Here is a 20,434-nt window from a genome sequence, read left to right as displayed (position 1 = left end):
TACGTACCGCATTCGGTGCGTCGCGCAGAGTTACGCTCGCTGGATGTACTTCAGGCGCTTCCCCCGCAGGCACCGTACCGGCGTCACCCTGCTCTCGCTCGCCGCGCTGCTCGTCTCCGGCTGCTCCGCCGGAGGGTCGACGAGTCCCGCCGGTTCGACGGCCGTCGCGGCGCTCGCCGCGCTGCCGCGGGCCACGCCGTCGGCGCTCTCGCCGTACTACGGGCAGAAGCTGAGCTGGCGCGGCTGCGGCGTCCCCGGCTTCGAGTGCGCCACGATGAAGGCGCCCCTGGACTACGCCGAGCCGCGCGCGGGCGACGTCCGGCTCGCGGTCGCCCGCAAGAAGGCGACGGGGCGGGGCAAGCGGCTCGGCTCGCTGCTGGTGAACCCGGGCGGACCGGGCGGTTCGGCGGTCGGCTACCTCCAGCAGTACGCCGGCATCGGCTACCCCGCCGAGGTCCGCGCCCGCTACGACATGGTCGCCGTCGACCCGCGGGGCGTGGCCCGCAGCGAGCCCGTGGGGTGCCTCGACGGGCGTGAGATGGACGCGTACACGCAGACGGACACCACTCCCGACGACCGGCGGGAGACCGGCGAACTCGTCGACGCGTACAAGGAGTTCGCGCAAGGCTGCGGCGCGCATTCGCCGCGGCTGCTGCGGCACGTCTCCACCGTGGAGGCGGCCCGTGACATGGACATCCTCCGGGCGATCCTCGGCGACCGGAAGCTGACGTACGTGGGGGCGTCGTACGGGACGTTCCTCGGGGCGACGTACGCGGGCCTGTTCCCGGACCGGGCGGGTCGGCTCGTCCTGGACGGCGCGATGGACCCGTCGCTGCCCGCCCTCCGGCTGAACCTGGACCAGACGGCGGGCTTCGAGACGGCGTTCCAGTCGTTCGCGAAGGACTGCGCACGCCGGCCCGACTGCCCGCTCGGCCGGAAGGGCACCGCTCCCGCCAAGGTCGGCGAGAACCTCACGGCCTTCTTCCGCAAGCTCGACGCGCACCCGATCCCCACCGGCGACCCGGACGGCCGCAGGCTCGGCGAGGCCCTCGCCACCACCGGCGTGATCGCGGCGATGTACGACGAGAGCACCTGGGAGCAGCTGCGCGAGGCGCTGACCACGGCGATGAAGGAGAACGACGGCGCGGGCCTGCTCGCCCTGTCCGACAGCTACTACGAACGGGACCCCGACGGCCGCTACGCCAATCTGATGTCGGCCAACGCGGCCGTGAACTGCCTCGACCTCCCCGGCACCTTCGCCACCCCCGAGCAGGTGGAAAAGGCGCTCCCGTCCTTCGAGAAGGCGTCCCCGGTCTTCGGCGAGGGCCTCGCCTGGGCCGCCTTGAACTGCGCGTACTGGCCGGTGAAGCCCACGGGCGAGCCGCATCGCATCGAGGCGAAGGGCGCCGACCCGATCGTCGTCGTCGGCACCACCCGCGACCCGGCGACCCCGTACCGCTGGGCCCGGTCCCTCGCCCACCAGCTCGCCTCGGCCCGCCTCCTCACCTACGAGGGCGACGGCCACACCGCCTACGGCCGCGGCAGCGCCTGCATCGACTCCGCGATCGACACCTACCTGCTGCACGGAACGCCTCCCACGCAGGGCAAACGCTGCAAGTAGCCGACACCGTCCACCCCGGAAGCGGGGCTTCCGGGGTGTGTTCAGAGCACCCTCGGAAACTGTGTAGACTTACCGACGTTGCTGATCGCACCATGGTGCGGACAGCGTGCCGCCTTAGCTCAGATGGCCAGAGCAACGCACTCGTAATGCGTAGGTCTCGGGTTCGAATCCCGAAGGCGGCTCCATGGTGAACCCCAGGTCAAGCCTTTGACTTGGGGTTTTCTTGTTTTGTTGACCTTGGCATTCTGGCGAATCGGGCACTTGTGGTCCGTGCATCGTAATGCGTAGGCCGGAGGTGTGGTTTCCGTGACCGTATTGACGGTCCGAGTCTCTGAACTGGGCTTTTGCTCATCTGGGAGGGCTGAGTCCGGCATGCGCATGGGGTTTTGGTGGACAACCGGTGGACAGGCGTGCGTGACACCCCATCAGAGACCCATCGTTGCCCCTGGGGCGACGCGTGAAACGCGACCATCTTCGATGGGTGATCGGTAACGGCTAGAACTGTCCGGTCCTGACAAGTTTCATGTCCGACTCGGTCTGGCAGTGATCACGGCTGTGAGTGTGGCGTCCTATCAAGTGCGCGACAGGGGACGCGACTCCGATGGTCGGGAATCTGTGAGCCCTGCTGGCGAGGGTGGTGCCCAGTTCCTGTCCACGGCGACCCCGAGCGCGTGGGCGTGCATCTCGTCGAGCGGGATCCTGCCCGACTGGGATTTCCTCCGCGAGCGGAGGTTCACCACGGCGAGATGAAGGTCTCGACTTGCCTGTTGAACCGCTCAGCCGGACGCAACGTATCAGTCACGGTGGGTGGCATCTCGGCGCCCGGCGTACTACCAGGGAAACGGGTCGGCGGGCATGCGCCTGTCGTGGGTTGCATCGTACAGCGACCGTCGAGGCGTCGGCGGCGTGCGGCAAACGCGGTGCGGAAAAAGGGCTGAACGATTTCAGTGGATTCAAGCCGTCCGGTCAGTAGCGCTCTCGACTTGGCCGCCCCGGTGGGGCAGGAGGAGCGGGCGAGCGGGGCAGACATCCGTCGGCAGGTGCTGGGTCTGGATGGTCTCCGCGGCCTGGCGGCACTGTATGTGGTGTTGTTCCACTGCTGGTTGTACACGTTCCCGGGGTATCCCGACAGTTCGGCGCCTCCGTGGCTGGATGGGCTGATGTTCGGGCGTCTTGCCGTCGTCTTCTTTCTGGTGCTGTCCGGTTTCTCCCTGGCGATCTCCCCGGCGCGTCACGGTTGGCGGTCGGGCGGTGTCGTCCAGTTCCTGCGCCGACGCGCCTGGCGCATCCTGCCTCCGTATTGGGCAGCGCTGGTCATGAGCCTGATCATTTCCTGGTTCGTGGTGCCAGCTTCGCATTTCGGACCGCCTACGGGCTCGTCGATTCTGGTGTATGGCTTGCTCGGCCAGGACATGTTCACCGCCCCGACACCGAACGGCGCGTTCTGGTCGATCGGAGTCGAGGCCGAGCTTTATGTCCTCTTTCCCCTTCTCCTGTTTGTCCGGCGGCGGTGGAGCGCGGCGGTCCTGGTCGTGTGTGTGACTCTTCCGGTGATCGCTCGTGGCCTGATGGCGGCTGACGCGTCTCCTGTGGAGGGCGCCAACTGGCTCGCGCCGCATCTCGCTCCCGTGTTCGTCGCCGGCGTGGTGGGCGCGGGCATCGTGGTCGCGTCGGACAGAGTCCGGCGCCTGCCCTGGGGATGGTTCGCCGTCCTGGCCGCCCTGCCTGTCCTGGCTCTCGGCGTCGTCCGGGGGTCTGTTTGGACGGTGAACCACTACTTCTGGGTGGATCTCGCCATCGCTCCCGCTATGACGATGCTGATTGCCGCGGTGGCCACCGGCAGACCCGCCGTCCTCGTACGGCTCCTGACCGCGCGGCCCATTCGGAGTCTCGGTGACTTCTCCTACAGCCTCTACCTGATCCATCTGCCGATCGTGATGGCCGTGATCCGTCGAGTGGCCCCGCATTTCGTATCGCCCGGCCTGCCCACCTTCGGGTTCACGCTGATCGTGGCCCTGCCGGTCTCGGTGTCCGGGGCATGGCTTTTCGCCCGGATCTTCGAGATTCCCTTCAAGGGGAACAGGTCCTGGAAGTCCATGATCGAGCTATGCCGTTCCCACTGGACCGACAGGAGTGCGAGAGACCTTCAACGGCTCTGATGCTCCGGTTCGGTTTCGTTGTCCATCCGGCAGATTCGTCGGCGGATCGTCGTCGGTAGTGGCTGCGCCGGGCCGTTGCCCGGTCTGCTCCCGTTGGACCAGTGCGGCAGCCTGGCTGCGGACTTGGCCGGTGAGGCGTTGACCGGTGACCTCACCCTGTCCGCGCTCCGGCGCGTCCACGCGAGTGTCCACGCAATAGGGCAAAGCCCGCACCTACCAGTGGGGCACCCAGCGGCTGGCCACCTCACGGGTGGACCGCCAGGACGTCGCAGGCGTCGACCAGTACAACACCTACTCCTACGACGAGGCCGGCAACGTCCTGTCCGTCTCCGACACCTCCCGCTCCGGCACCGACAACCAGTGCTTCAATTACGACTACCTCGGTCGGCTGACCGAGGCATGGGCCCAGCCGACCACCAGCTGCGCCACCGCACCCACCAGCGCCGTCCTGGGCGGCCCGGCCCCGTACTGGACGTCGTACAGCTACGACAAGGTGGGCAACCGGCTCGCCGAGACTCAGCACGCCACCACGTCCGGAGCCTCGGACACCAGCCGCAGCTACCACTACCCCGACGCGGGAGCGGTCCGGCCGCACACGCTGGGCTCGGTGGACACCACCACCGGCACGGTGAAGTCCACCGACAGCTTCACCTATGACGAGTCCGGCGACACCCACACCCGGCTGCTGGGCGACGGCACCTCGCAGACCCTGGACTGGGACGCCGAGGGTCATCTGGCCAAGGTCACCCAGCCGGTCGAGGGCGGCAGCGACAAGGTCACCGACTACCTGTACGACGCCGACGGCAACCGGCTGATCGGCCGTACCCCGACGGAAACCACGCTCTACCTCGGTGCCACGGAGATCACCCTGGCCAAGGGCGCCACCGCGGCGAAGGGCACCCGCTACTTCGACGTCGGCGGCGGCCACCAGGCAGTCCAGGCCAACGACGGATCCATCTCCTTCACCCTGGCCGACCATCACGGCACCGCCCAACTGTCCGTCAACGCCGGCACCCAGGCGCTGACCCAGCGCCGCACCCTGCCGTTCGGCGGGCTGCGCGGCACCGGGTCGGGCACCTGGACCGGTACCAAGGGCTTCGTCGGCGGCACCACCGACACCGTCACGGGCCTGACCCACCTCGGCGCCCGCGAGTACGACCCCGCCACGGGCCGCTTCCTGTCGGTCGACCCGGTCTTCACGGCAACCGACCCGCAGCAGATGCACGGCTACACCTACGCCAACAACAACCCGCTGACCTACTCGGACCCGGCGGGTACGGAGATTGGCTCCAGGCCCAACTCCTGCGAGTACTCCCTCGCGAACTGCAGCAAGAGCATCCAGAAGGAAGTCGGCTACGACGCGAAGTCCGGCACGACCGACTACCGCCGCGGCACCATCCACAAGCGCGCCCGGGCCGCGAAGAAGCACTGGGTAGCCGTCAACACCCCGGTCACGAGGGACATCGACAAGCTGGCCGACCAGTACTGGTCCCCCCGGATGAACGGGGAGTTCACCGACGACTTCTGGTACAACCCGGTCTACGAGTCGTCTACGGAGGGCTCAGCCTGCTACGGGCGCGAGGGATGCCGGCAGGCCTATCTCTACGTGCTGCACGGCGGCAAGGACGTCGACAAGGCCAAGGAGATCGCGGCCACCTACTGCGTCTACAACGCCGAGGAATGCAACGAGAAGGCCGCGGCCGTCGCACGCGGAAACGTCATCCGTGACGTCGTCGCCACCGCCCTGCTGGCATACATCGGCGGGGCCCGTGGCAGCGAAGCGAAGCCCTGCAACAGCTTCGTCCCCGGCACACAAGTCCTCATGGCCGACGGCACCACCAAGCCCATCGAGGATGTGAAGACCGGCGACAAGGTCCTCGCCACCGACCCGGAGACCGGCCGCACCACCGTCAAGACGGTCACCGCCGAGATCACCGGCAAGGGCCTGAAGAACCTGGTCAGGATCACCCTGACCATCAAGGTCGATGGCAAGGAACTGACTGCTACGGTCACCGCGACGGACGGACACCCGTTCTGGGTCCCGGAACTCGACGAATGGATCGACGCCACCGCCCTGGCCGCCGGCGAACACCTCCACGCCTCCACCAAGGCCGTGGTCCGCATCACCGCGGTCAAGCGCTGGACCCAGCCGGCCACAGTGCACAACCTGACCGTCGCCGACCTCCACACGTACTATGTGCTGGCGGACAGGACTCCGGTCCTCGTTCACAACGACAACTGCAACTCGATGACCCGTGCGCAGTCCGACGACGTCGCAAACTTCCTGGGATACACGAAGAGCAAGAAGCGATCCGTGACCGGGGCCCCGATCTGGGAGAACAAGAAGGCGGGCGGGGGCCAGCCTAAGTACATCACCTACGACAGGACCGGGCACAACAAGCAAGCCGTGTTCAAGGGCAGCAATTCCCGCGACGCCTTCCAGTCGACCAAGGACTCGGCTCGGGACGGGACGTATGGAGTGGACATATCGCCGAACGGGGAGGTGACGGGGCTCAAATGGCTGGCGAAGTGAGCACCGAACTGAGCACCGAACTGGTCCTCGGCCCGCGCAGCGAGAGCGTGCGAGACGAGCTGGCGGAGGCGTCTGACTGGAGTGCGTATGCGGCGGAACTGCGCAGGGCGCTCGCAACGGTGATCGAGAAGAGCGACGTCGATTTCCTGGAGGTCGGCGAGCTCTTGGTGAGCCAGCCCTTGCCGGGCAGGTACGCGAGCCTCCGCAACGGTGTCGACGTCCCTCCCTCGGAAGCGATCGATCTCGTCGAGGGAATGGTGGCTGGGAGGGGGCCGTACTGCCGACTCTCCATGTCGGGGCGGCTTCTCATCGAGTCGGGATGGGACGGGGCCGTCCACCTCTACGTGACACCGGCAGTGACCACCGAACTCGCGGGGTTCCGAAGCGGGGAGGTGAGTCTCGAGTGGCGCAGTGCGGTTCCAGAACCGGTGGACGTGTCGAAGCCCGTGGACGCTGTCGCGGACGAGGGTTTCTGGGATGCGGTGCGGGAAGTCTCCGAGCGAGCCACGCTGTTGTGCGAACGCTGGGCACACGGAGCTTACGGTTGCCGATGGTTCCGGGTGACCCGGGACAACGTGGGGGAAGTGGCCCGGCTGGTGCGACCACGCTCTCTCCTTTGCGTGGTCGCCGAGCCGGACCTGCAACCCGGGCCGGAGACATTGGAAGACGAATTCACTGCCTTTGCGGACCCACTGCTGCCCGGCGAGTTGGTCTACCGGGCATATCCCGGTGGTGCTGACAGTCTCTCCGATGTTATCGGTGAGGGTTTCTCATTCATGCTGGCAGACAAGGCCATGGGTAGTTGGTGCGCCGTTGTGCCGGACGAGGATGGGGTAAACAGGGGGCAGTGGGAGAGCCCGGGAGAATCGTAGTCCGTGGGCGGTGATGATGTATGGGCAATAAGCTCCGAGATCATCGGCTCGAATGTCCACTCCGGTGTGGCTCTGAATGCGAGATGGAGTCGGTCAAGTAGGGGCGCTTAAGCGTCACTTGAGTACATATGAAGCCCCGTCAGGAGAATCCTGGCGGGGCTTCTGAGTGCCGTGACGGCAGTTAGCCGAACCATCTCTACGTGGACTACTGCCCGGACCATTTCCACGGGTGCAAGAGGGGCTCAGAGTGGCGGAACGCGACGGAGCCCTTCTTGTATTCGATCAGCGTAGGCGTGCTGTTCTTGTCCAGGCCGAGCGAGTCGATCCACCCCCCGTGTCACGGTCCCGTCGGGTACTCCGACGCCAGGAAGCGGATGCCGAGCATCGACTCCATGCCCACCTCGACGCGCCGCCGCAGCTCTACCGCGAGCGCCACCGTCGAGCCCCGCAGCTCACCTCCTAGCCAGCGGCATCCAGCCGGAACAAGCTTCAGGTCGGTGCCAGCGTCCCTCTCCCGAGATCACCACAGTAGAAGCAATCGAAAACGGCCTTCGGGTATTCCGGATCCGAGGCACAAGCGCAGGTGGCACCCGGGATGCGGTACTACCGGGAAGAGCCCGTAGAGGAGCCGTCCGGTGGATGGCTTGTAGGGCCTTTACAGCGCCCCCGCCCGTCTCTCCGATCGGACGACAGCATCGCTGACAGCCCGGCGTCGGTCGCGCTGGCAGGCTGGCGACAACCTCTCCGGTGGACAGCCGGTGGACAGACGCCTTTGGACGGTGCATCACGGGGTGGCACGGGCCAACCTGTCGCACGCGCTCTGATCAGCCGAAACATCACTGCACAGCACGACGAGGCACCACGCAACACGATCCCTCACGGTCTCGTAATGCGTAGGTCTCGGGTTCGAATCCCGAAGGCGGCTCCATCAAACCCCAGGTCAGATAGTCGTTGACCTGGGGTTTTCTGTTGCTCGGGGCATGGTGGGGTGCGCGGCCGGGGTGCTGTCGGATGACTTGCGTGAGCGATGCGTGAGCGGACAGGGCTGCCCACCTTCTGGTGGTGCGGCTTCTTGATCGGCCGACTGCGGTTGGATCGCAAACCGTCGCGCCAGTGCTTGCCTTGGTGTGCACTCGAGGTACCGCCCCCGAGCGGCTGTTCTTGCTTGAACACCACAGCGAGCGAGTTCGGCGGCCAGAATGATCGGCATGGTCGCGATCATCAGGTGCACGGAGTCCGAGACAGCACATATTGAGTGGCAGGAGGGCTTGTTCCCGGCCGCGGGGCGTCGGGAGTGGACATGGACGGCCACACGACCTAGGGAGTTCTGGACCAAGGGAGGCCACATCACCCTGATTGCCACTCCCGACAGGCATGGCCTCTTGTACGTGACCAGGCTCGGACACACCAAGCGACTACGTCAGGTCGCCGACTTGGAGCAGAAGCTGGAGATCTCACATGTCAATGCACTGTCACAACCGGTAATGCTGAAGGAGGTCATCGCTCGCTTAGCGGCGAGGCATCACAGGCACTTGGTTGATGAGGGGCAGCAGACTGAGGCGACGGGCAAGGCTCTGCTCGACGCCTTGGTCGACTTGCGGCCTGACGCAGGCGATGTGATCGGTCGACTCAGAACGGCGCTTGACGGCTATACCGTGCGCTCGAAAGCAGGAGAGGCCCTGGCGACCCAGCGCGACGCAGTTCTAGGAATCGGGCGTATGGCAGGGATGTCCATCCCCCAGCTCGCCCGCTGGGATCCGCCAGCCGAGGAACTGTACGACGACGGGCCGCCGCCAGCGTATCTCGACCTCCTCAGTCGGCCGGAGACGGCGCCAGCAGGCGGGGTTCAAGCAGCCACGCAGCACGACATCGCGATTGAAGATCACCACATCGGGCACGATGCCGAGATGTTTCTGGGATGGATCGGCGAGCGAACTGGGCATGTTGCTTGGAGGAGCTTCCGGCAAGACGGCCAGTCGCTGTTGATCGCCAACGTGAACCGCACCGCCATAGAGGGGAATTCCGGCTCTGACCTCCTGTACTACCACCAAAGCCGTGGCAGTCTGATCCTGGTCCAGTACAAGAAGCTGGAAAGGGTAGGCGGCTACTATTACCCGGATAGCGACCGCAAACTGGCCGACGAACTGAAGCGCATGGAAGACGTGGACGCCTATGCTGCCCGTCTCCGGCGACCGACCGACGACCACAGGCTGAGCCCCGATCCGAGTTGGATCAAGTTGTGCCCGCCTGAAGGGCTGATCCCGCAGGCAAACGTCATGGTGCCGGGAATGTACTTTTCCCGGCAGCACTTCCAGCGTCTGCGTGGCGACTCAAGGCTGAGGGATGGCCGAGGCGGGGCACTGCGCTTCGGTTATTCCAACGTTCCCAGTTACCTGGACAACACCATGTTCACCCGGCTGGTGGAGACAGGCATGATTGGCACCGCCGGAGTAAGTACGGAGTTGGTTCGCCAGCAGATCACGCGGAGTGTCCGTGAAGGCCGACTGCTCACGGCCGGAGTGCTTACCGGCAAGGAGCAACCTCAGTCTGCGCGCAACAGTGCTCGTCGTCGTCGCCGGTGAGTCCGTTGCGTTAGTAGGGCGATGAACACGGCTGACCCTGCTGGCGAGCTTTGTAAGCCCGACGGGCCGGTCGTGCTGGGGAGCGTGGAGGTCCGGGCTTTGCCCTATTGCGTGGACACTCGCGTGTTATGCGACCAGCTCCAGGCTATCGATGGTGGTGGCGTGCTGCCGTTCATAGTCGACTGGGCTTCGGTAACCCAGTGCCGAGTGGCGCCGCCTGCGGTTGTACCAGGCCATCCAGGCGAAGACCGCCATGCGGGCCTCGGACCTGGTCAGCCATCGTGCACCGTAAAGCAGTTCGCGCTTCAACGTGGCGAAGAAGGACTCCGCCAGGGCATTGTCGTAGTTGGAGCCGACTCGGCCCATGGAGCGGCGTATGCCGTGCGTGCGGCAGACCTCCGCGAACGCCGCAGATGTGTACTGACCGGATTCAAGTGGTCGCTGCAACACCGGCTTGATGAATCAACTGTAGCTGCTCGTTGAGTGCTTCGGCGGGTGTCTTCCAACCGAGCGTCTTGCGGGGTCTGCTGTTGAGAGTGTGAGCGACGGCCTCGACTTCCTCAGCGGACCATCTGGAGAGATCGGTGCCTTTCGGAAAGTACTGGCGCAAGAGCCCATTGGTGTTCTCGTTGGTGCCGCGCTGCCATGGACTATGCGGATCGGCGAAGAACACGGGAATGCCAGTCTCGACCTTGAATTGAGTGTGCGCCGACATCTCCTTTCCTCGATCCCACGTCAGCGACCGTGCCAGTTGCTCGGGCAGCGTCGACATCGTGCTGGCGAGTGCGTTCTTCATCGTGATCGCCCCATAACCAGCCAGTGCAGGGCCATTCTTGACCGTGTGTTTGTGCCGGTAGCCTTCCTCGCGCGGCAGGTGAACGAGCATCGTGAATCGAGTTGAGCGCTCGACGACCGTGCCGATCGCGGAACGCTCCAGCCCGATGATCAGGTCCCCTTCCCAGTGGCCGGGAACAGCACGGTCCTCGACCTCGGCAGGCCGTTCGCTGATCAACGCTTCGGGTGTCACGTGCGCCCAGGTCTTGCGGCGCGAACGAGCGCGCGGGGCGCGCAGCGCGCGGCCCGTACGAAGGCACAGGATCAGCTCTCGCCTGAGCGCCCCGCGGCCCTGGATGTAGAGCGCCTGGTAGATCGCCTCGTGGCTGATGCGCATGGACTCATCATCGGGGAAATCAAGCCTGATCCGGTTCGCGATCTGCTCCGGGCTCCATGCCTGCACCCACGCGCGGTCCTTGCGGTGCGGCTTGTTCCGACCCGTCCACCCGCCTGTCGCAGGTCCAGCGATCGCCTTGCCGCCGGGCGTGCTGATCTGTCCGGACAGTCGCTCCTGGACGTAGGCGTGCAACCGTGGATTGGCCACCAACTTCGATGTCTTCGGGCGGCGTGCGGCCAAGTCCGATTTCCATTGCGCGACCGATGCCCGATATTCACGCTTGCCGCTCCTGGTGGCCGCGTTGCGCCGCAACTCGCGGGAAATCGTCCCTGGATCACGTGCGACTTCCCGCGCGATTTCACGAACGCCCTTGCCTTGGGCGTTGAGGAGCGCGATCTCCTCCCGCTCAGAAAACGACAGGTACCTGCCCGAAGGCGGCTGCGGATCGAACGGTCGCATGCCGCCACATTGCCGGTACCAGCGCGTGGCCACCGCCGGCGCCACGCCGATAACCCCAGCCGCTTCCTCCGCGAGAAGCCCCTTGGCGATTTCGTCCCAGAACTCCGCCTCGATATGACGCTGAAATTTCGGATGCCCCGGTGACCTCAACTTCGGGCGCACCGCCCGATCGGCCGCCTGCTGACGACGAACCATCCCACACCTCGCTGATCACGAGGTGTTGCGACGACCAGTTGAATCCGCCCTGGGCCCCGCGGTCCGAGTGGAACACGACACCGCGCATGACACCGCCGCGGGCCTCGACGGCAGACGTCACCGCGTCGACGACCAGACCGGCTCGCATGTGTTCGGCGAGCGACCAGCCCACGACCCGCCGCGAGTGCTGCTACTTCACCCTCGGCCACTGCCGGGGCCGCTACGACGTGCAGGACCTCGGCGTGGACGACACCGGGCGCGTGGACCTGGGGCCGTGGGAGACACCGGAGTTCCTGACGGTGCTCCGGCGCTGTGTGCGGCGGGTGGTGGACACGCCGGAGAGGACCGGCGCCTGAGTGGATCCGGCGCCGGCCTGTCCGCATCGTGGGGTCAACCGTGCGGCAGTACCACCGCGCGGCCGTTGATGTCACCGGCGTGCAGACGCTCGTACGCCTCGGGCGCCCGTTCCAGCGTGAAGGTCTCGACATGGGCGGACACCAGCCCCTGCCGCACGAGCTCCAGGACCTCCATGAGTTCCGTCCGGCTGCCCCAGTAGGGGAAGGAGGCCGAGACCTCGAACGGCAGCCCGCCCCCGAAGCCGACGGCCAGCGTGCCCCCGCCGAGGCCGACGACGGTGACATCGCCCTCCACCGCCACCGACGCGGCGGCCACGGCCAGGGTCGCCTGCGCCCCGACGAAGTCCAGGACGACCTCCGCTCCCGTACCGCCGGTGAGCTCCCGGATCCGCGCGGCCGCCTCACCGTCGGAGAGCAGTGTCTCGTGGGCGCCGACCCTGGCCGCCAGCTCCAGCTTCTCCTTGCTCACGTCGAGGGCGACCACCCGGGCCGGGGTCAGCGCGCGCACCAGCTGCACGGCGAGATGCCCGAGCCCGCCGACGCCGATCACCACCGCCGTGCTGCCGGGCAGCAGCTTCGGCAGGGACCTGCGGAGGGCGTGATACGGGGTCAGTCCGGCGTCCGTGAGGGGCGCGGCCTGGACAGGGTCGACCCCGTTCAGCGGAACCAGGTGGCGGGGTGAGTCCACCAGCATGTACTCCGCGAGCGCACCGGGGGAGCCGAGCCCCGGCGGCAGGATGCCGAGCCCGGCGGAGTGCGGACAGCAGTTCTCCTTGCCCTCGGCACACTTGGGGCAGCGTCCGCAGCCCCACGGGCCGTACACCGCCACCGCCTCGCCCTCCGTCACGGCCGTGACACCCGCGCCCACTGCCGCGACGGTCCCCACACCCTCGTGACCGAGTGTCATCGGCAGGGCGTAGGGGAACTGCTCCTCGGGCCAGCCCATCACCGCCAGATCGGAGTGGCAGATCCCCGCCGCCGTCACCCGCAACAACACCTGCCCCGGGCCGGGTTCGGGCACCGGGACCTCCACGACCTCGGGGGCGTGTCCCACCCGCCGGTACTGAACAGCCTTCATCCTCAGTTCTCCTTGCCGGAAGTCGGAGCAGGCCTGCGGCGCAGTACGGCGGGCAGGGCGATCCGGCCACCCGTGAGGACCAGCGCCACGATGAGGACCGAGCCGGTGAACAGGCTCGCGGCCCACTGCGCGCTGGTGGCGAGCCCGAGTCCCGTGATGCCCGTCCCGAGCAGGAGGACCGCGAACACCGTGCCCCAGGCGTTGAAGCGGCCCGCGCGCAACTGGGTCGCCCCGACGAACGCGGCGGCGTAGGCCGACAGCAGATACGGGGTGCCCGCGGTCGGCGATCCGGATCCGACCGAGGACGCGAAGACGACGCCGGCGAAACCGGCGAGCAGGGCGGAGGCCAGCAGGGTCAGAAAGCGCAGCCGGTCGGTGCGCACCCCCTGCAGCCGGGCCGCGTCGGCGTTGAAACCGGTTGCGTACAACCGCCGCCCGGTGGCGGTGTGTTCCAGCAGGAACCAGATGGCCAGGGCGGCGAGCAGCAGATACAGCACCGGCAGGGTGATGCCGCCCACGTCCAGCTGCGCGATGCTCGCGAACGGCTCGGCGAGCAGCCGCACACCGGTGATCGAGCTGTCGTTGGTGACCATGGTGATCAGGGACTGGATCAGCGCGCCGGTGGCCAGGGTGGCGATGAACGAGTCGACGCGCAGGACCACCACCACGACGCCGTTGACCACCCCGACCAGCAGGGCCGCGGTCATCGCCAGGGCGATCGCGGCGAAGGGGCCGAGGCTCGTGGAGACCATGAAGTGGGCGGTCAGCACGCTGGTGAGCGACATGGTGTAGGCGATCGAGAGGTCGAAGACGCGTGCGGCCAGCGGCGGTACGACGCTGAGTGCCATCAGGCCCGCCACGGCGTTGCCGTTGAGTACCTGCTTGACCGTGATGGTGGTCGGGAACGTGTCCGGCGCCCACACGGAGAAGAGCACGACGATGACCAGCCACACGTACACGGCGCCGATGTTGCGGAACGACAGGGCCGCCGCCGCCCGTCGGACCGCTGTCCCCGGTACGGATACCGTGGATCTCTCCGGTGCGGACGGCGGGACCTCCGCCGCCCGGGTCGGGGTGGACGTCATGTCACTCGGTTCCTTCCAGGGCTCATGTCACTCGGTTCCTTCCATGGCGTGCAGGAGCGCGGACTCGGTGATGTCCCGGCCGCTGATCTCCCGCGCGATCCGGCCGTCCCGCACCACCAGGACGCGGGTGCACAGCGCGAGCAGGTCCTGTGTGTCGGAGGAGGACACGATGACGCCCATGCCCTCGTCGGCCTGGCGCTCTATCAGGTCGTACAGCTGCAGCCGGGTGGCGATGTCCACGCCCGCCGTGGGCTCGCACAGCATCAGCACCGGCGGACGCTGGGCCAGACAGCGGGCCATGACGACCTTCTGCTGGTTGCCGCCGCTCAGCGTGGTGATCCTGGCGCCTGCTGGACGGGGGTCGCCCGTACGTACGCCGACCCGCCGGATCCAGTCCTCCGCCAAGGCGGACTCGCGGCGTCGGCGCAGCCGCCCGGAACGGGCGCGCAGCCGGTCCAGGAGCGGCAGGGTGAGGTTCTCGCCGACCGAGAAGTCGCCGATCACCCCCTCGCCGGCCCGGTCCGCCGGGACCAGGGGAAGGCCCAGGCCGTCGGCGTCCCGCGCCTCGGTCCACCGCTCGGAGCTTTCCGGCAGCCGCAGCCTGCCGCTGACCCGCCCGGCATGGGCCCCGCACACCGCGTACGGCATGATCTCGTGGCCGGAGCCGACCAGACCGGTGACGCCCAGGCGCTCGCCCCTGGCCAGGTCGAAGCCGACTCCCCGCAGCGGCCCGGCCCACAGGTCGCGGACCTCCAGCACGGGGTCGGTGCGGCCGGGAGGAGGCGTGGGACGGTGGTCGGTCTGCATCTCCTCGCCCGCCATCAGCTCCGCCAGCGAACGCGGAGTCAGCTCGGAGACCGGGCGGGTGGCGATCCGGCGTCCGCCGCGGATCACGGTGACCCGGTCGGCGAGCGCGAAGATCTCGTCCATCCGGTGCGAGACGTACAGCACGCCGGCGCCGGCGTCGCGGACCTCCCGCACGATGTCGAACAGACGGGCCACCTCCCCGGGCGGCAGCACGGCCGTGGGCTCGTCGAGCACCAGGACACCCCGGCGGCCCTCCCAGCCCTGCAGCGCGGCGGCGATGGCCACCACCGTGCGCTGGACGGGGGTCGCCGTCGCCAGCGGCCGGCGGACGTCGATGCCGAGGCCGAACCGTTCGACGAGGGCGCTCGCCCGCCGCTCCATCTCCGGCCAGCGGATGTTGCCGAAGGCCGTGCGGGCGAAGCCGTGACTGAGCGCGAGGTTGTCGATGGCGCTCAACTCGCCCACCAGCCCCAGCTCCTGGTGAACGAAGCGCAGCCGGTCGTGGCGGGAGGCCGTGACCTGGCCGAGGTCGAAGGGCTCGCCGTCGAGTTCGGCCACCGCGCCCGGCTCCGCGTGGTGGTAGCCGGCGAGGATCTTGATGATGGTGGACTTGCCGGAGCCGTTGGGTCCGATCAGGGCATGGATCTCGCCGGGCGACACCTCGAGATCGACGTCCTTCAGGGCCTGGGTGCCGCCGAATCTCTTCGACAGGGCGGCCACCCGCAGCACCGGCCCGGTCAACTCAGTCCCCACAGCGCCTTGAACTGCGCCTCGTAGTCCTCGACGAGCGGGAAGTCGCCGATGGCCTTCGGGAGGTTGTCCTTGGTGATCAGCATGTTGGGCAGTACGGCCTTCTGGTCCACGTCCATGGACTGGCCAGTGAAGTGGCGGGCCAGCGCGTCGACCTGGAGCCAGGCGGCCTCGTGCGAGTTCAGTGCCATCGCCGCGTCGCTGAGGCCGCTCTGGATGTACTGGTAGTTCTGCGCGTCACCGACGTTCACGGCGATGTGCCTGCCGGTGATGCCAGCGGTCTTCAACGCCGCCGGGACGCCCACGTTGAGCAGGCCCAGCGAGAAGACGACGTGGGTCACCTTCGGGTGCGAGCGCAGGTACGACACCACCCGGTCCGGCATGTCCTTGCCGATCGAGGTGATCGGCACGTCGACGGCGTCCAGCGCGCAGCCCTCGCACCACTCCTTGTACTTGGCCGCGAACGTGTCCTTGACGGGCTTGAGGATGGTGTAGGCGGGCAGGTCGAAGTAGACGGTGTCGGCCCGGGCGCCGCTGTCGGACACCACCCATGAGGCGAGCATCTCGCCCTGGACGGCGACGTCTTCGGGCCCGTTCTTGAGCAGGGAGACGCCGTCGCCCACCACGTCGTCGGCGTTCGACTGGATGACCGGGACACCCGCGGCCTTCAGCTTCGCCAGCTGCTTGGCGTACACCGCGCGCGGGAACCCGGAGGAGACGACGGCGTCCGGCTTGTCGCGCAGGGCCTGTTCGTAGGCGGACTGGACGGACTCGGGCGTGCCCTGGGTGGCGATCTGCTTCACCTTCCAGCCGAGCTGGTTGGCGCCCGCGGTGAAGAAGTCGGCCAGGTCCTGGCAGGACTGCACGCCGCACAGAATGAAGTCGATCGTCTTGTCCGAGGGGATCTTCTCGCCCACCGGTTCGGTGACCGGGATCCGGGCCGGGTGCTCGGAGTACTTCTCCACGACCTTGCGGGCGGCGGCCAGGCCGGGGGAGTCCGAAGCCGCCGCTTTCGCCGAGTCGGCGGCCGGAGTCGTGTCGGTGCCGCACGCCGCCAGGGCGAGCAGGGCGCTGACGGGGACGATCGAGGTGAGAGCGCGGCGGACCGCGCGACGGGGTCTGGAACTCATCGTTGAGTACTCCCGTGGTGTGACGCCTGCGCTGCCGCGACCCGCGTCGCTCTCGCGTCCACGGCGGTCGGCTCCGGTCAGGCGGATCGATTCAGGAACCTTCGGAGAAACTTATGAGGCACTACAGCCTCAAGTGGGTCGGAGTGTGACATGCCCCAGCGGGCTTGGGGAGAGGGTGGCCGTAAAAAGTCCCAGGCTCACGGTGAATCACGTGATGGCCTCGGAAGGTACGGGCTCGTTCGCCGACGTGAGTGTTGCTCCCGGCCGTGACTGGTAACTACACTCGCTATAAAGTTTCTGCTGGAGGAGAGATGATGGACGAAATATCGGAGCCGGCCACTGCGCGGTGCCCCGGGCCCAGCGTCCAGGACTACCTCGACCAGGACAGCCGCCCCGTTCCCCCCGCCCTGAGGTACGAGCGCAACGACCACCTCGGCAGCGAGGACATCGACCACGCCCGCTTCACCTCCCGCGAGTGGGCCGAACGCGAGATGCGGCAGGTCTGGCGGCGCGTGTGGCAGTTCGCCTGCCTGGAGAGCGAGATTCCCGAGGTCGGCGACCACGAGGTCTACGAGATCGGCGACGACTCGCTCATCGTCGTGCGCACGGCCCCCGACGAGATCCGCGCCTTCGTCAACGTCTGCCTGCACCGCGGACGCAAACTGCGCACCGGCGGCGGCAACGTCAGCGAGTTCCGCTGCTCGTTCCACGGCTTCGCCTGGAACCTCGACGGCACGATGCAGACCCCGCCGTGCGCCTGGGACTTCCCGCATGTCACCCCGGAGAAGTTCGCCCTTCCCGAGGCCCGGGTGGCCACCTGGCGCGGCTTCGTCTTCGTCAACATGGACCCGTACGCGGAGTCCTTCGACTCCTACCGCGGCACCTTCGACGACTACTACATCTGGCCACTGGAGAACCGCTACAAGTCGCTGCACATCGGCAAGGTGCTGCCCTGCAACTGGAAGATCGCACAGGACGCGTTCATCGAGTCCTTCCATGTGATCGCCACCCACCCGCAGATGCTGCCGTGGCTCGCCGACGCCAACTCGCAGTACGACGTCATGGCGGACCAGCCGAACTGGAACCGGATGATCAACATCCAGGGCGCGCCCAGCCCGCACGTGGCGGACTCCGTCACGGAGGAGGACGTCCTGGAGACCTTCTACGACTCGCGGGCGTTCTACGCCGCCGCCCAGGGCCGCGACCTGGTGATGCAGGAGGGCGACGAACTGCCGGCGATCCCGCCCGGCGGCACCGCCCGCCAGGTCCTCGCCGAGCGGATGCGCGAGCAACTGGCGGCCACCGCGCAGCAGGACTTCTCGCAGACCGCCGACACCGAACTGCTGGACGCCATCAACTACCTGCTGTTCCCCAACTTCAACCCCTGGGGCGGTGCCAAGTCGAACATCATCTACCGGTTCCGGCCCAACGGCCTCGACCCCGACTCCTGCACCGCCGAGATCATCTTCATGTCCTCCCCGAAGCAGCCCGGCGAGATGCCGCCCCCGGCGAAGATCCGCTGGGTGCCGGAGGACATGCTCTTCGCCGACATCCCCGAACTCGGCGTGCTCGGACCCGTCTTCGACCAGGACTGCGAGAACCTGCCCTACGTCCAGCAGGGCCTGAAGGCGATGCGCAAGCCGGGCATCACCCTGGCCAACTACCAGGAGAGCCGCATCCGCCACTTCAACCGGACGCTCGACCAATGGATGGAGAAGTGACCCACCGGGTGGCGGTCAGGCCCCTGGGCGTCGAGCTCGAAGTCCTCGACGGCGAGGACCTGTTCACCGCCGCCCGGCGGCTCGGCTACCGCTGGCCCACCGTCTGCGGCGGCAAGGGCACCTGCCGTACCTGCTTCGTCCAGGTGGAGGAGGGCGCCGAGAACTGTTCCCCGGTGGGCGCGCTGGAACGCGAGGGCATCGAGGCCCTGCGCAGGCCGGTGGACGGCCTGACCCGGCTCGCCTGCCGGCTCCGGGTCGAGGGCCCGGTGACCGTGACCAAGCGCGGCGTGCGCCGCCGAGTGCAGGAGTGAGGCCCTCCATGGCCAAGCAAGTGATCCACCCACTGACCGGGCATGTGTACCGGCTCACCGAGGACGGACTGGTCGAGGTGACCGACCCCAGGACCGGGGCACAGGGCGTCTTCGACTTCCAGGCCCGGTGGCAGTCGGGCGAACTGCGCCACGCCGACCTCCAGATGGCCGGCTGGGTCGGCCGCCTCGCCCAGCGGCGTACGCCCCCGCAGCCGGAGCAGTGACCCCGTGACGCCCCGTACCACCCGGGTGGTCTGTCTGGTACGCCGACCCGACGGCGAACCGCTCCCCGGTGACTTCGCCGTCGAGGAACGCCCCCTGCCTCCCCTGGAGGAGGGGCAACTGCTCGTGCGGAACCTCTACATGAGCGTCGACCCGTCCATGCGCGGGCGCCTGGAGAGCACCGAGAAGCACTACACGCACAACTTCACCCCCGGATCACCGCTCGACGGCCGGGCCCTCGGCGTGGTGGAGGAGAGCCGCTGTGCCTCGGTGCCGCCGGGCACGTACGTACGCCATCAGCTCGGCTGGCGGGAGCGGGCCGTGCTGGACGCGGCGCACACCGACGGCGCGGGGCGCATCGACCCGCGGCTCGCCCCGCTGCCTACCTGGCTGGGCCTGCTCGGCCAGACCGGATTCACCGCGTACGTGGGCCTGACCCGGATCGCTGAGCTGCGTCCGGGCGACACCGTCCTCGTGTCGGCGGCGGCCGGCGCGGTCGGCACCGCCGCCGGCCAGTTCGCGCGCCTGCTGGGCGCGGACCGCGTCCTCGGGACCGCCGGAGGGCCGGACAAGTGCGCCCTGCTGGTGAAGGAGTTCGGCTACGACGCCGCCGCGGACTACCGTGCCGAGCCGGTGCGCGACGCGCTGGCCCGGCTGGCGCCCGAAGGCATCGACGTGTACTTCGACAACGTCGGCGGTGAACAGCTCGCCGCCGCCCTGCACGCGCTGCGGACCGGTGGCCGGGTCGCCCTGTGCGGCATGATGTCGCAGTTCGGCGGCGCCCGACGCTCCGCCGACATCAACCAGTTGATCCAGGCGGTCCTCAAGCGGCTGACGCTGCGCGGTTTCATCGTCCGCGACCACGACGACCTGCGGCCGGAGTTCGAGCAGCGGGTCGCGGGCTGGCTCGCCGAGGGCCGGATCGCCGCGCGCGAGACGGTCGTGGACGGTCTGGAGAACGCCGCGGGAGCGCTGCTGTCCCTGCTCGGCGGCGGCAACGTCGGCAAGATGCTGGTGCGGCTCGGAGAGTCAGCGCATGGCTCGTGACGAGGTCACGGTATGGGCCCGCAAGGAGACCCCGACCCGCGTCAGCCCGGCCACGGCCGCCCGGAAGTCCTTGATGTGCGGGGTGGCGAAGTGCTCGTCGAGGGCTTCCTGCGAGGCCCACCGCTCGAACACACGGATCCGCTGTTCGTTGCCGGGGTCCGCGGTCATCGCGTAGTCCAGGCAGCCCGGCTCCTCCTCACGGGTCCGGTGTCCCAGTGCGACCAGGTTTTCCAGCATCCTGTCGCGGTCGCCGGGCTCGTAGTCCATCCAGCCGGCGACGATGATTTCCTCTGCGGTTTTCTCTTCCATGGCGCGTCACCCGTTCCTTTCGTGGT

Annotated in this window: 16 protein-coding genes, 1 tRNA gene and 3 pseudogenes; 11 read left to right on the top strand and 9 right to left on the bottom strand. The window is 67.8% G+C overall.

Annotation, left to right across the window (positions count from 1 at the left end):
- Positions 1-43 precede the first annotated feature (43 nt).
- The 5 genes from ACIBTS_RS15775 to ACIBTS_RS15755 all read left to right on the top strand — a co-directional run bounded on the left by ACIBTS_RS15775 (position 44) and on the right by ACIBTS_RS15755 (position 7,185).
- On the top strand, positions 44-1,621 hold the full coding sequence (locus ACIBTS_RS15775) for an alpha/beta hydrolase (protein WP_399319761.1): 1,578 nt from the start codon (positions 44-46) through the stop codon (positions 1,619-1,621).
- A gap of 108 nt (positions 1,622-1,729) precedes the next feature.
- Positions 1,730-1,806 (top strand) — tRNA-Thr (locus tag ACIBTS_RS15770).
- A gap of 798 nt (positions 1,807-2,604) precedes the next feature.
- Entirely contained in the window at positions 2,605-3,780 is a 1,176-nt protein-coding gene (locus ACIBTS_RS15765) for an acyltransferase family protein (RefSeq protein WP_399319759.1), read from the top strand.
- 250 nt (positions 3,781-4,030) lie between these two features.
- Positions 4,031-6,313, top strand: a complete 2,283-nt coding sequence (locus tag ACIBTS_RS15760; RefSeq protein WP_399319757.1) for a polymorphic toxin-type HINT domain-containing protein — start codon at positions 4,031-4,033, stop codon at positions 6,311-6,313.
- Positions 6,310-7,185, top strand: coding sequence for a hypothetical protein (locus ACIBTS_RS15755; protein ID WP_399319755.1), 876 nt, complete (start codon positions 6,310-6,312; stop codon positions 7,183-7,185). The genes ACIBTS_RS15760 and ACIBTS_RS15755 overlap by 4 nt, the downstream gene beginning before the upstream one ends.
- Positions 7,186-7,447: 262 nt before the next feature.
- Here the strand turns inward: ACIBTS_RS15755 and ACIBTS_RS15750 are convergent.
- Positions 7,448-7,636, bottom strand: a pseudogene (locus ACIBTS_RS15750) (hypothetical protein); the annotation flags it as partial.
- A gap of 757 nt (positions 7,637-8,393) precedes the next feature.
- Here ACIBTS_RS15750 and ACIBTS_RS15745 point away from each other — a divergent pair.
- A complete protein-coding gene (locus tag ACIBTS_RS15745; protein WP_399319753.1) occupies positions 8,394-9,767 on the top strand; it encodes a hypothetical protein in 1,374 nt (457 codons plus the stop codon).
- Between the two features lie 126 nt (positions 9,768-9,893).
- Here ACIBTS_RS15745 and ACIBTS_RS15740 read toward each other — a convergent pair.
- From ACIBTS_RS15740 to ACIBTS_RS15730, 3 genes and pseudogenes are all read right to left on the bottom strand, one after another.
- Positions 9,894-10,190, bottom strand: a pseudogene (locus tag ACIBTS_RS15740) (integrase core domain-containing protein); the annotation flags it as partial.
- 7 nt (positions 10,191-10,197) lie between these two features.
- A complete protein-coding gene (locus tag ACIBTS_RS15735) occupies positions 10,198-11,592 on the bottom strand; it encodes an IS30 family transposase (RefSeq protein WP_399319751.1) in 1,395 nt (464 codons plus the stop codon).
- A gap of 49 nt (positions 11,593-11,641) precedes the next feature.
- Positions 11,642-11,776: pseudogene (locus tag ACIBTS_RS15730) on the bottom strand (IS3 family transposase); the annotation flags it as partial.
- On the opposite strand from ACIBTS_RS15730, the gene ACIBTS_RS15725 reads away from it, so the two are divergent.
- Complete coding sequence (locus ACIBTS_RS15725; RefSeq protein ID WP_399319750.1) at positions 11,739-11,948, top strand: hypothetical protein; 210 nt, start codon at positions 11,739-11,741, stop codon at positions 11,946-11,948. The pseudogene ACIBTS_RS15730 and the gene ACIBTS_RS15725 sit on opposite strands and share 38 nt — an antisense overlap.
- 34 nt (positions 11,949-11,982) lie before the next feature.
- Here ACIBTS_RS15725 and ACIBTS_RS15720 read toward each other — a convergent pair whose 3' ends face one another.
- From ACIBTS_RS15720 to ACIBTS_RS15705, 4 genes are read right to left on the bottom strand one after another with little or no spacing between them, the layout of a single operon-like run.
- Entirely contained in the window at positions 11,983-13,026 is a 1,044-nt protein-coding gene (locus tag ACIBTS_RS15720; protein ID WP_399319748.1) for an NAD(P)-dependent alcohol dehydrogenase, read from the bottom strand.
- Between the two features lie 2 nt (positions 13,027-13,028).
- Positions 13,029-14,111, bottom strand: a complete 1,083-nt coding sequence (locus ACIBTS_RS15715) for an ABC transporter permease (RefSeq protein WP_399319746.1) — start codon at positions 14,109-14,111, stop codon at positions 13,029-13,031.
- 27 nt (positions 14,112-14,138) lie between these two features.
- The gene (locus ACIBTS_RS15710; RefSeq protein ID WP_399319745.1) at positions 14,139-15,671 is read right to left on the bottom strand and encodes a sugar ABC transporter ATP-binding protein; all 1,533 of its coding nucleotides are present in this window, start codon (positions 15,669-15,671) and stop codon (positions 14,139-14,141) included.
- Positions 15,656-16,798 carry a substrate-binding domain-containing protein gene (locus tag ACIBTS_RS15705; protein WP_399319743.1) on the bottom strand — a complete coding sequence of 381 codons (1,143 nt, stop codon included), beginning with the start codon at positions 16,796-16,798 and terminating at the stop codon, positions 15,656-15,658. Before ACIBTS_RS15705 ends, ACIBTS_RS15710 begins: the two co-directional genes overlap by 16 nt.
- 314 nt (positions 16,799-17,112) lie before the next feature.
- On the opposite strand from ACIBTS_RS15705, the gene ACIBTS_RS15700 reads away from it, so the two are divergent.
- Genes ACIBTS_RS15700 through ACIBTS_RS15685 form a run of 4 tightly spaced genes read left to right on the top strand, consistent with a single transcriptional unit; the run spans position 17,113 to position 20,099 of the window.
- Complete coding sequence (locus tag ACIBTS_RS15700) at positions 17,113-18,519, top strand: SRPBCC family protein (RefSeq protein ID WP_399319742.1); 1,407 nt, start codon at positions 17,113-17,115, stop codon at positions 18,517-18,519.
- Positions 18,504-18,830, top strand: a complete 327-nt coding sequence (locus tag ACIBTS_RS15695) for a 2Fe-2S iron-sulfur cluster-binding protein (RefSeq protein WP_399319740.1) — start codon at positions 18,504-18,506, stop codon at positions 18,828-18,830. Before ACIBTS_RS15700 ends, ACIBTS_RS15695 begins: the two co-directional genes overlap by 16 nt.
- Positions 18,831-18,838: 8 nt before the next feature.
- Entirely contained in the window at positions 18,839-19,054 is a 216-nt protein-coding gene (locus ACIBTS_RS15690; protein ID WP_399319738.1) for a transposase, read from the top strand.
- 4 nt (positions 19,055-19,058) lie between these two features.
- A complete protein-coding gene (locus ACIBTS_RS15685; protein WP_399319737.1) occupies positions 19,059-20,099 on the top strand; it encodes an NADP-dependent oxidoreductase in 1,041 nt (346 codons plus the stop codon).
- Here the strand turns inward: ACIBTS_RS15685 and ACIBTS_RS15680 are convergent.
- Positions 20,082-20,408, bottom strand: coding sequence for a putative quinol monooxygenase (locus ACIBTS_RS15680; RefSeq protein WP_399319735.1), 327 nt, complete (start codon positions 20,406-20,408; stop codon positions 20,082-20,084). The genes ACIBTS_RS15685 and ACIBTS_RS15680 overlap by 18 nt on opposite strands.
- Positions 20,409-20,434: the final 26 nt, after the last annotated feature.

Source organism: Streptomyces sp. NPDC050121 (genome assembly GCF_044460385.1).
GTDB lineage: Bacteria > Actinomycetota > Actinomycetes > Streptomycetales > Streptomycetaceae > Streptomyces > Streptomyces soliscabiei.
Note: the sequence above shows the minus strand (reverse complement) of the source record. Positions and strands in the feature narration are given on the sequence as shown.

Bases quoted from the DNA above. Each gene is read 5' to 3' on its own strand.
- ACIBTS_RS15700 (WP_399319742.1), top strand. From the start codon at position 17,113: ATGGACGAAATATCGGAGCCGGCCACTGCGCGGTGCCCCGGGCCCAGC.
- ACIBTS_RS15705 (WP_399319743.1), bottom strand. From the start codon at position 16,798: ATGAGTTCCAGACCCCGTCGCGCGGTCCGCCGCGCTCTCACCTCGATC.
- ACIBTS_RS15720 (WP_399319748.1), bottom strand. From the start codon at position 13,026: ATGAAGGCTGTTCAGTACCGGCGGGTGGGACACGCCCCCGAGGTCGTG.
- ACIBTS_RS15745 (WP_399319753.1), top strand. From the start codon at position 8,394: ATGGTCGCGATCATCAGGTGCACGGAGTCCGAGACAGCACATATTGAG.
- ACIBTS_RS15725 (WP_399319750.1), top strand. From the start codon at position 11,739: ATGTGTTCGGCGAGCGACCAGCCCACGACCCGCCGCGAGTGCTGCTAC.
- ACIBTS_RS15735 (WP_399319751.1), bottom strand. From the start codon at position 11,592: ATGGTTCGTCGTCAGCAGGCGGCCGATCGGGCGGTGCGCCCGAAGTTG.
- ACIBTS_RS15680 (WP_399319735.1), bottom strand. From the start codon at position 20,408: ATGGAAGAGAAAACCGCAGAGGAAATCATCGTCGCCGGCTGGATGGAC.
- ACIBTS_RS15775 (WP_399319761.1), top strand. From the start codon at position 44: ATGTACTTCAGGCGCTTCCCCCGCAGGCACCGTACCGGCGTCACCCTG.
- ACIBTS_RS15695 (WP_399319740.1), top strand. From the start codon at position 18,504: ATGGATGGAGAAGTGACCCACCGGGTGGCGGTCAGGCCCCTGGGCGTC.
- ACIBTS_RS15715 (WP_399319746.1), bottom strand. From the start codon at position 14,111: ATGACGTCCACCCCGACCCGGGCGGCGGAGGTCCCGCCGTCCGCACCG.
- ACIBTS_RS15690 (WP_399319738.1), top strand. From the start codon at position 18,839: ATGGCCAAGCAAGTGATCCACCCACTGACCGGGCATGTGTACCGGCTC.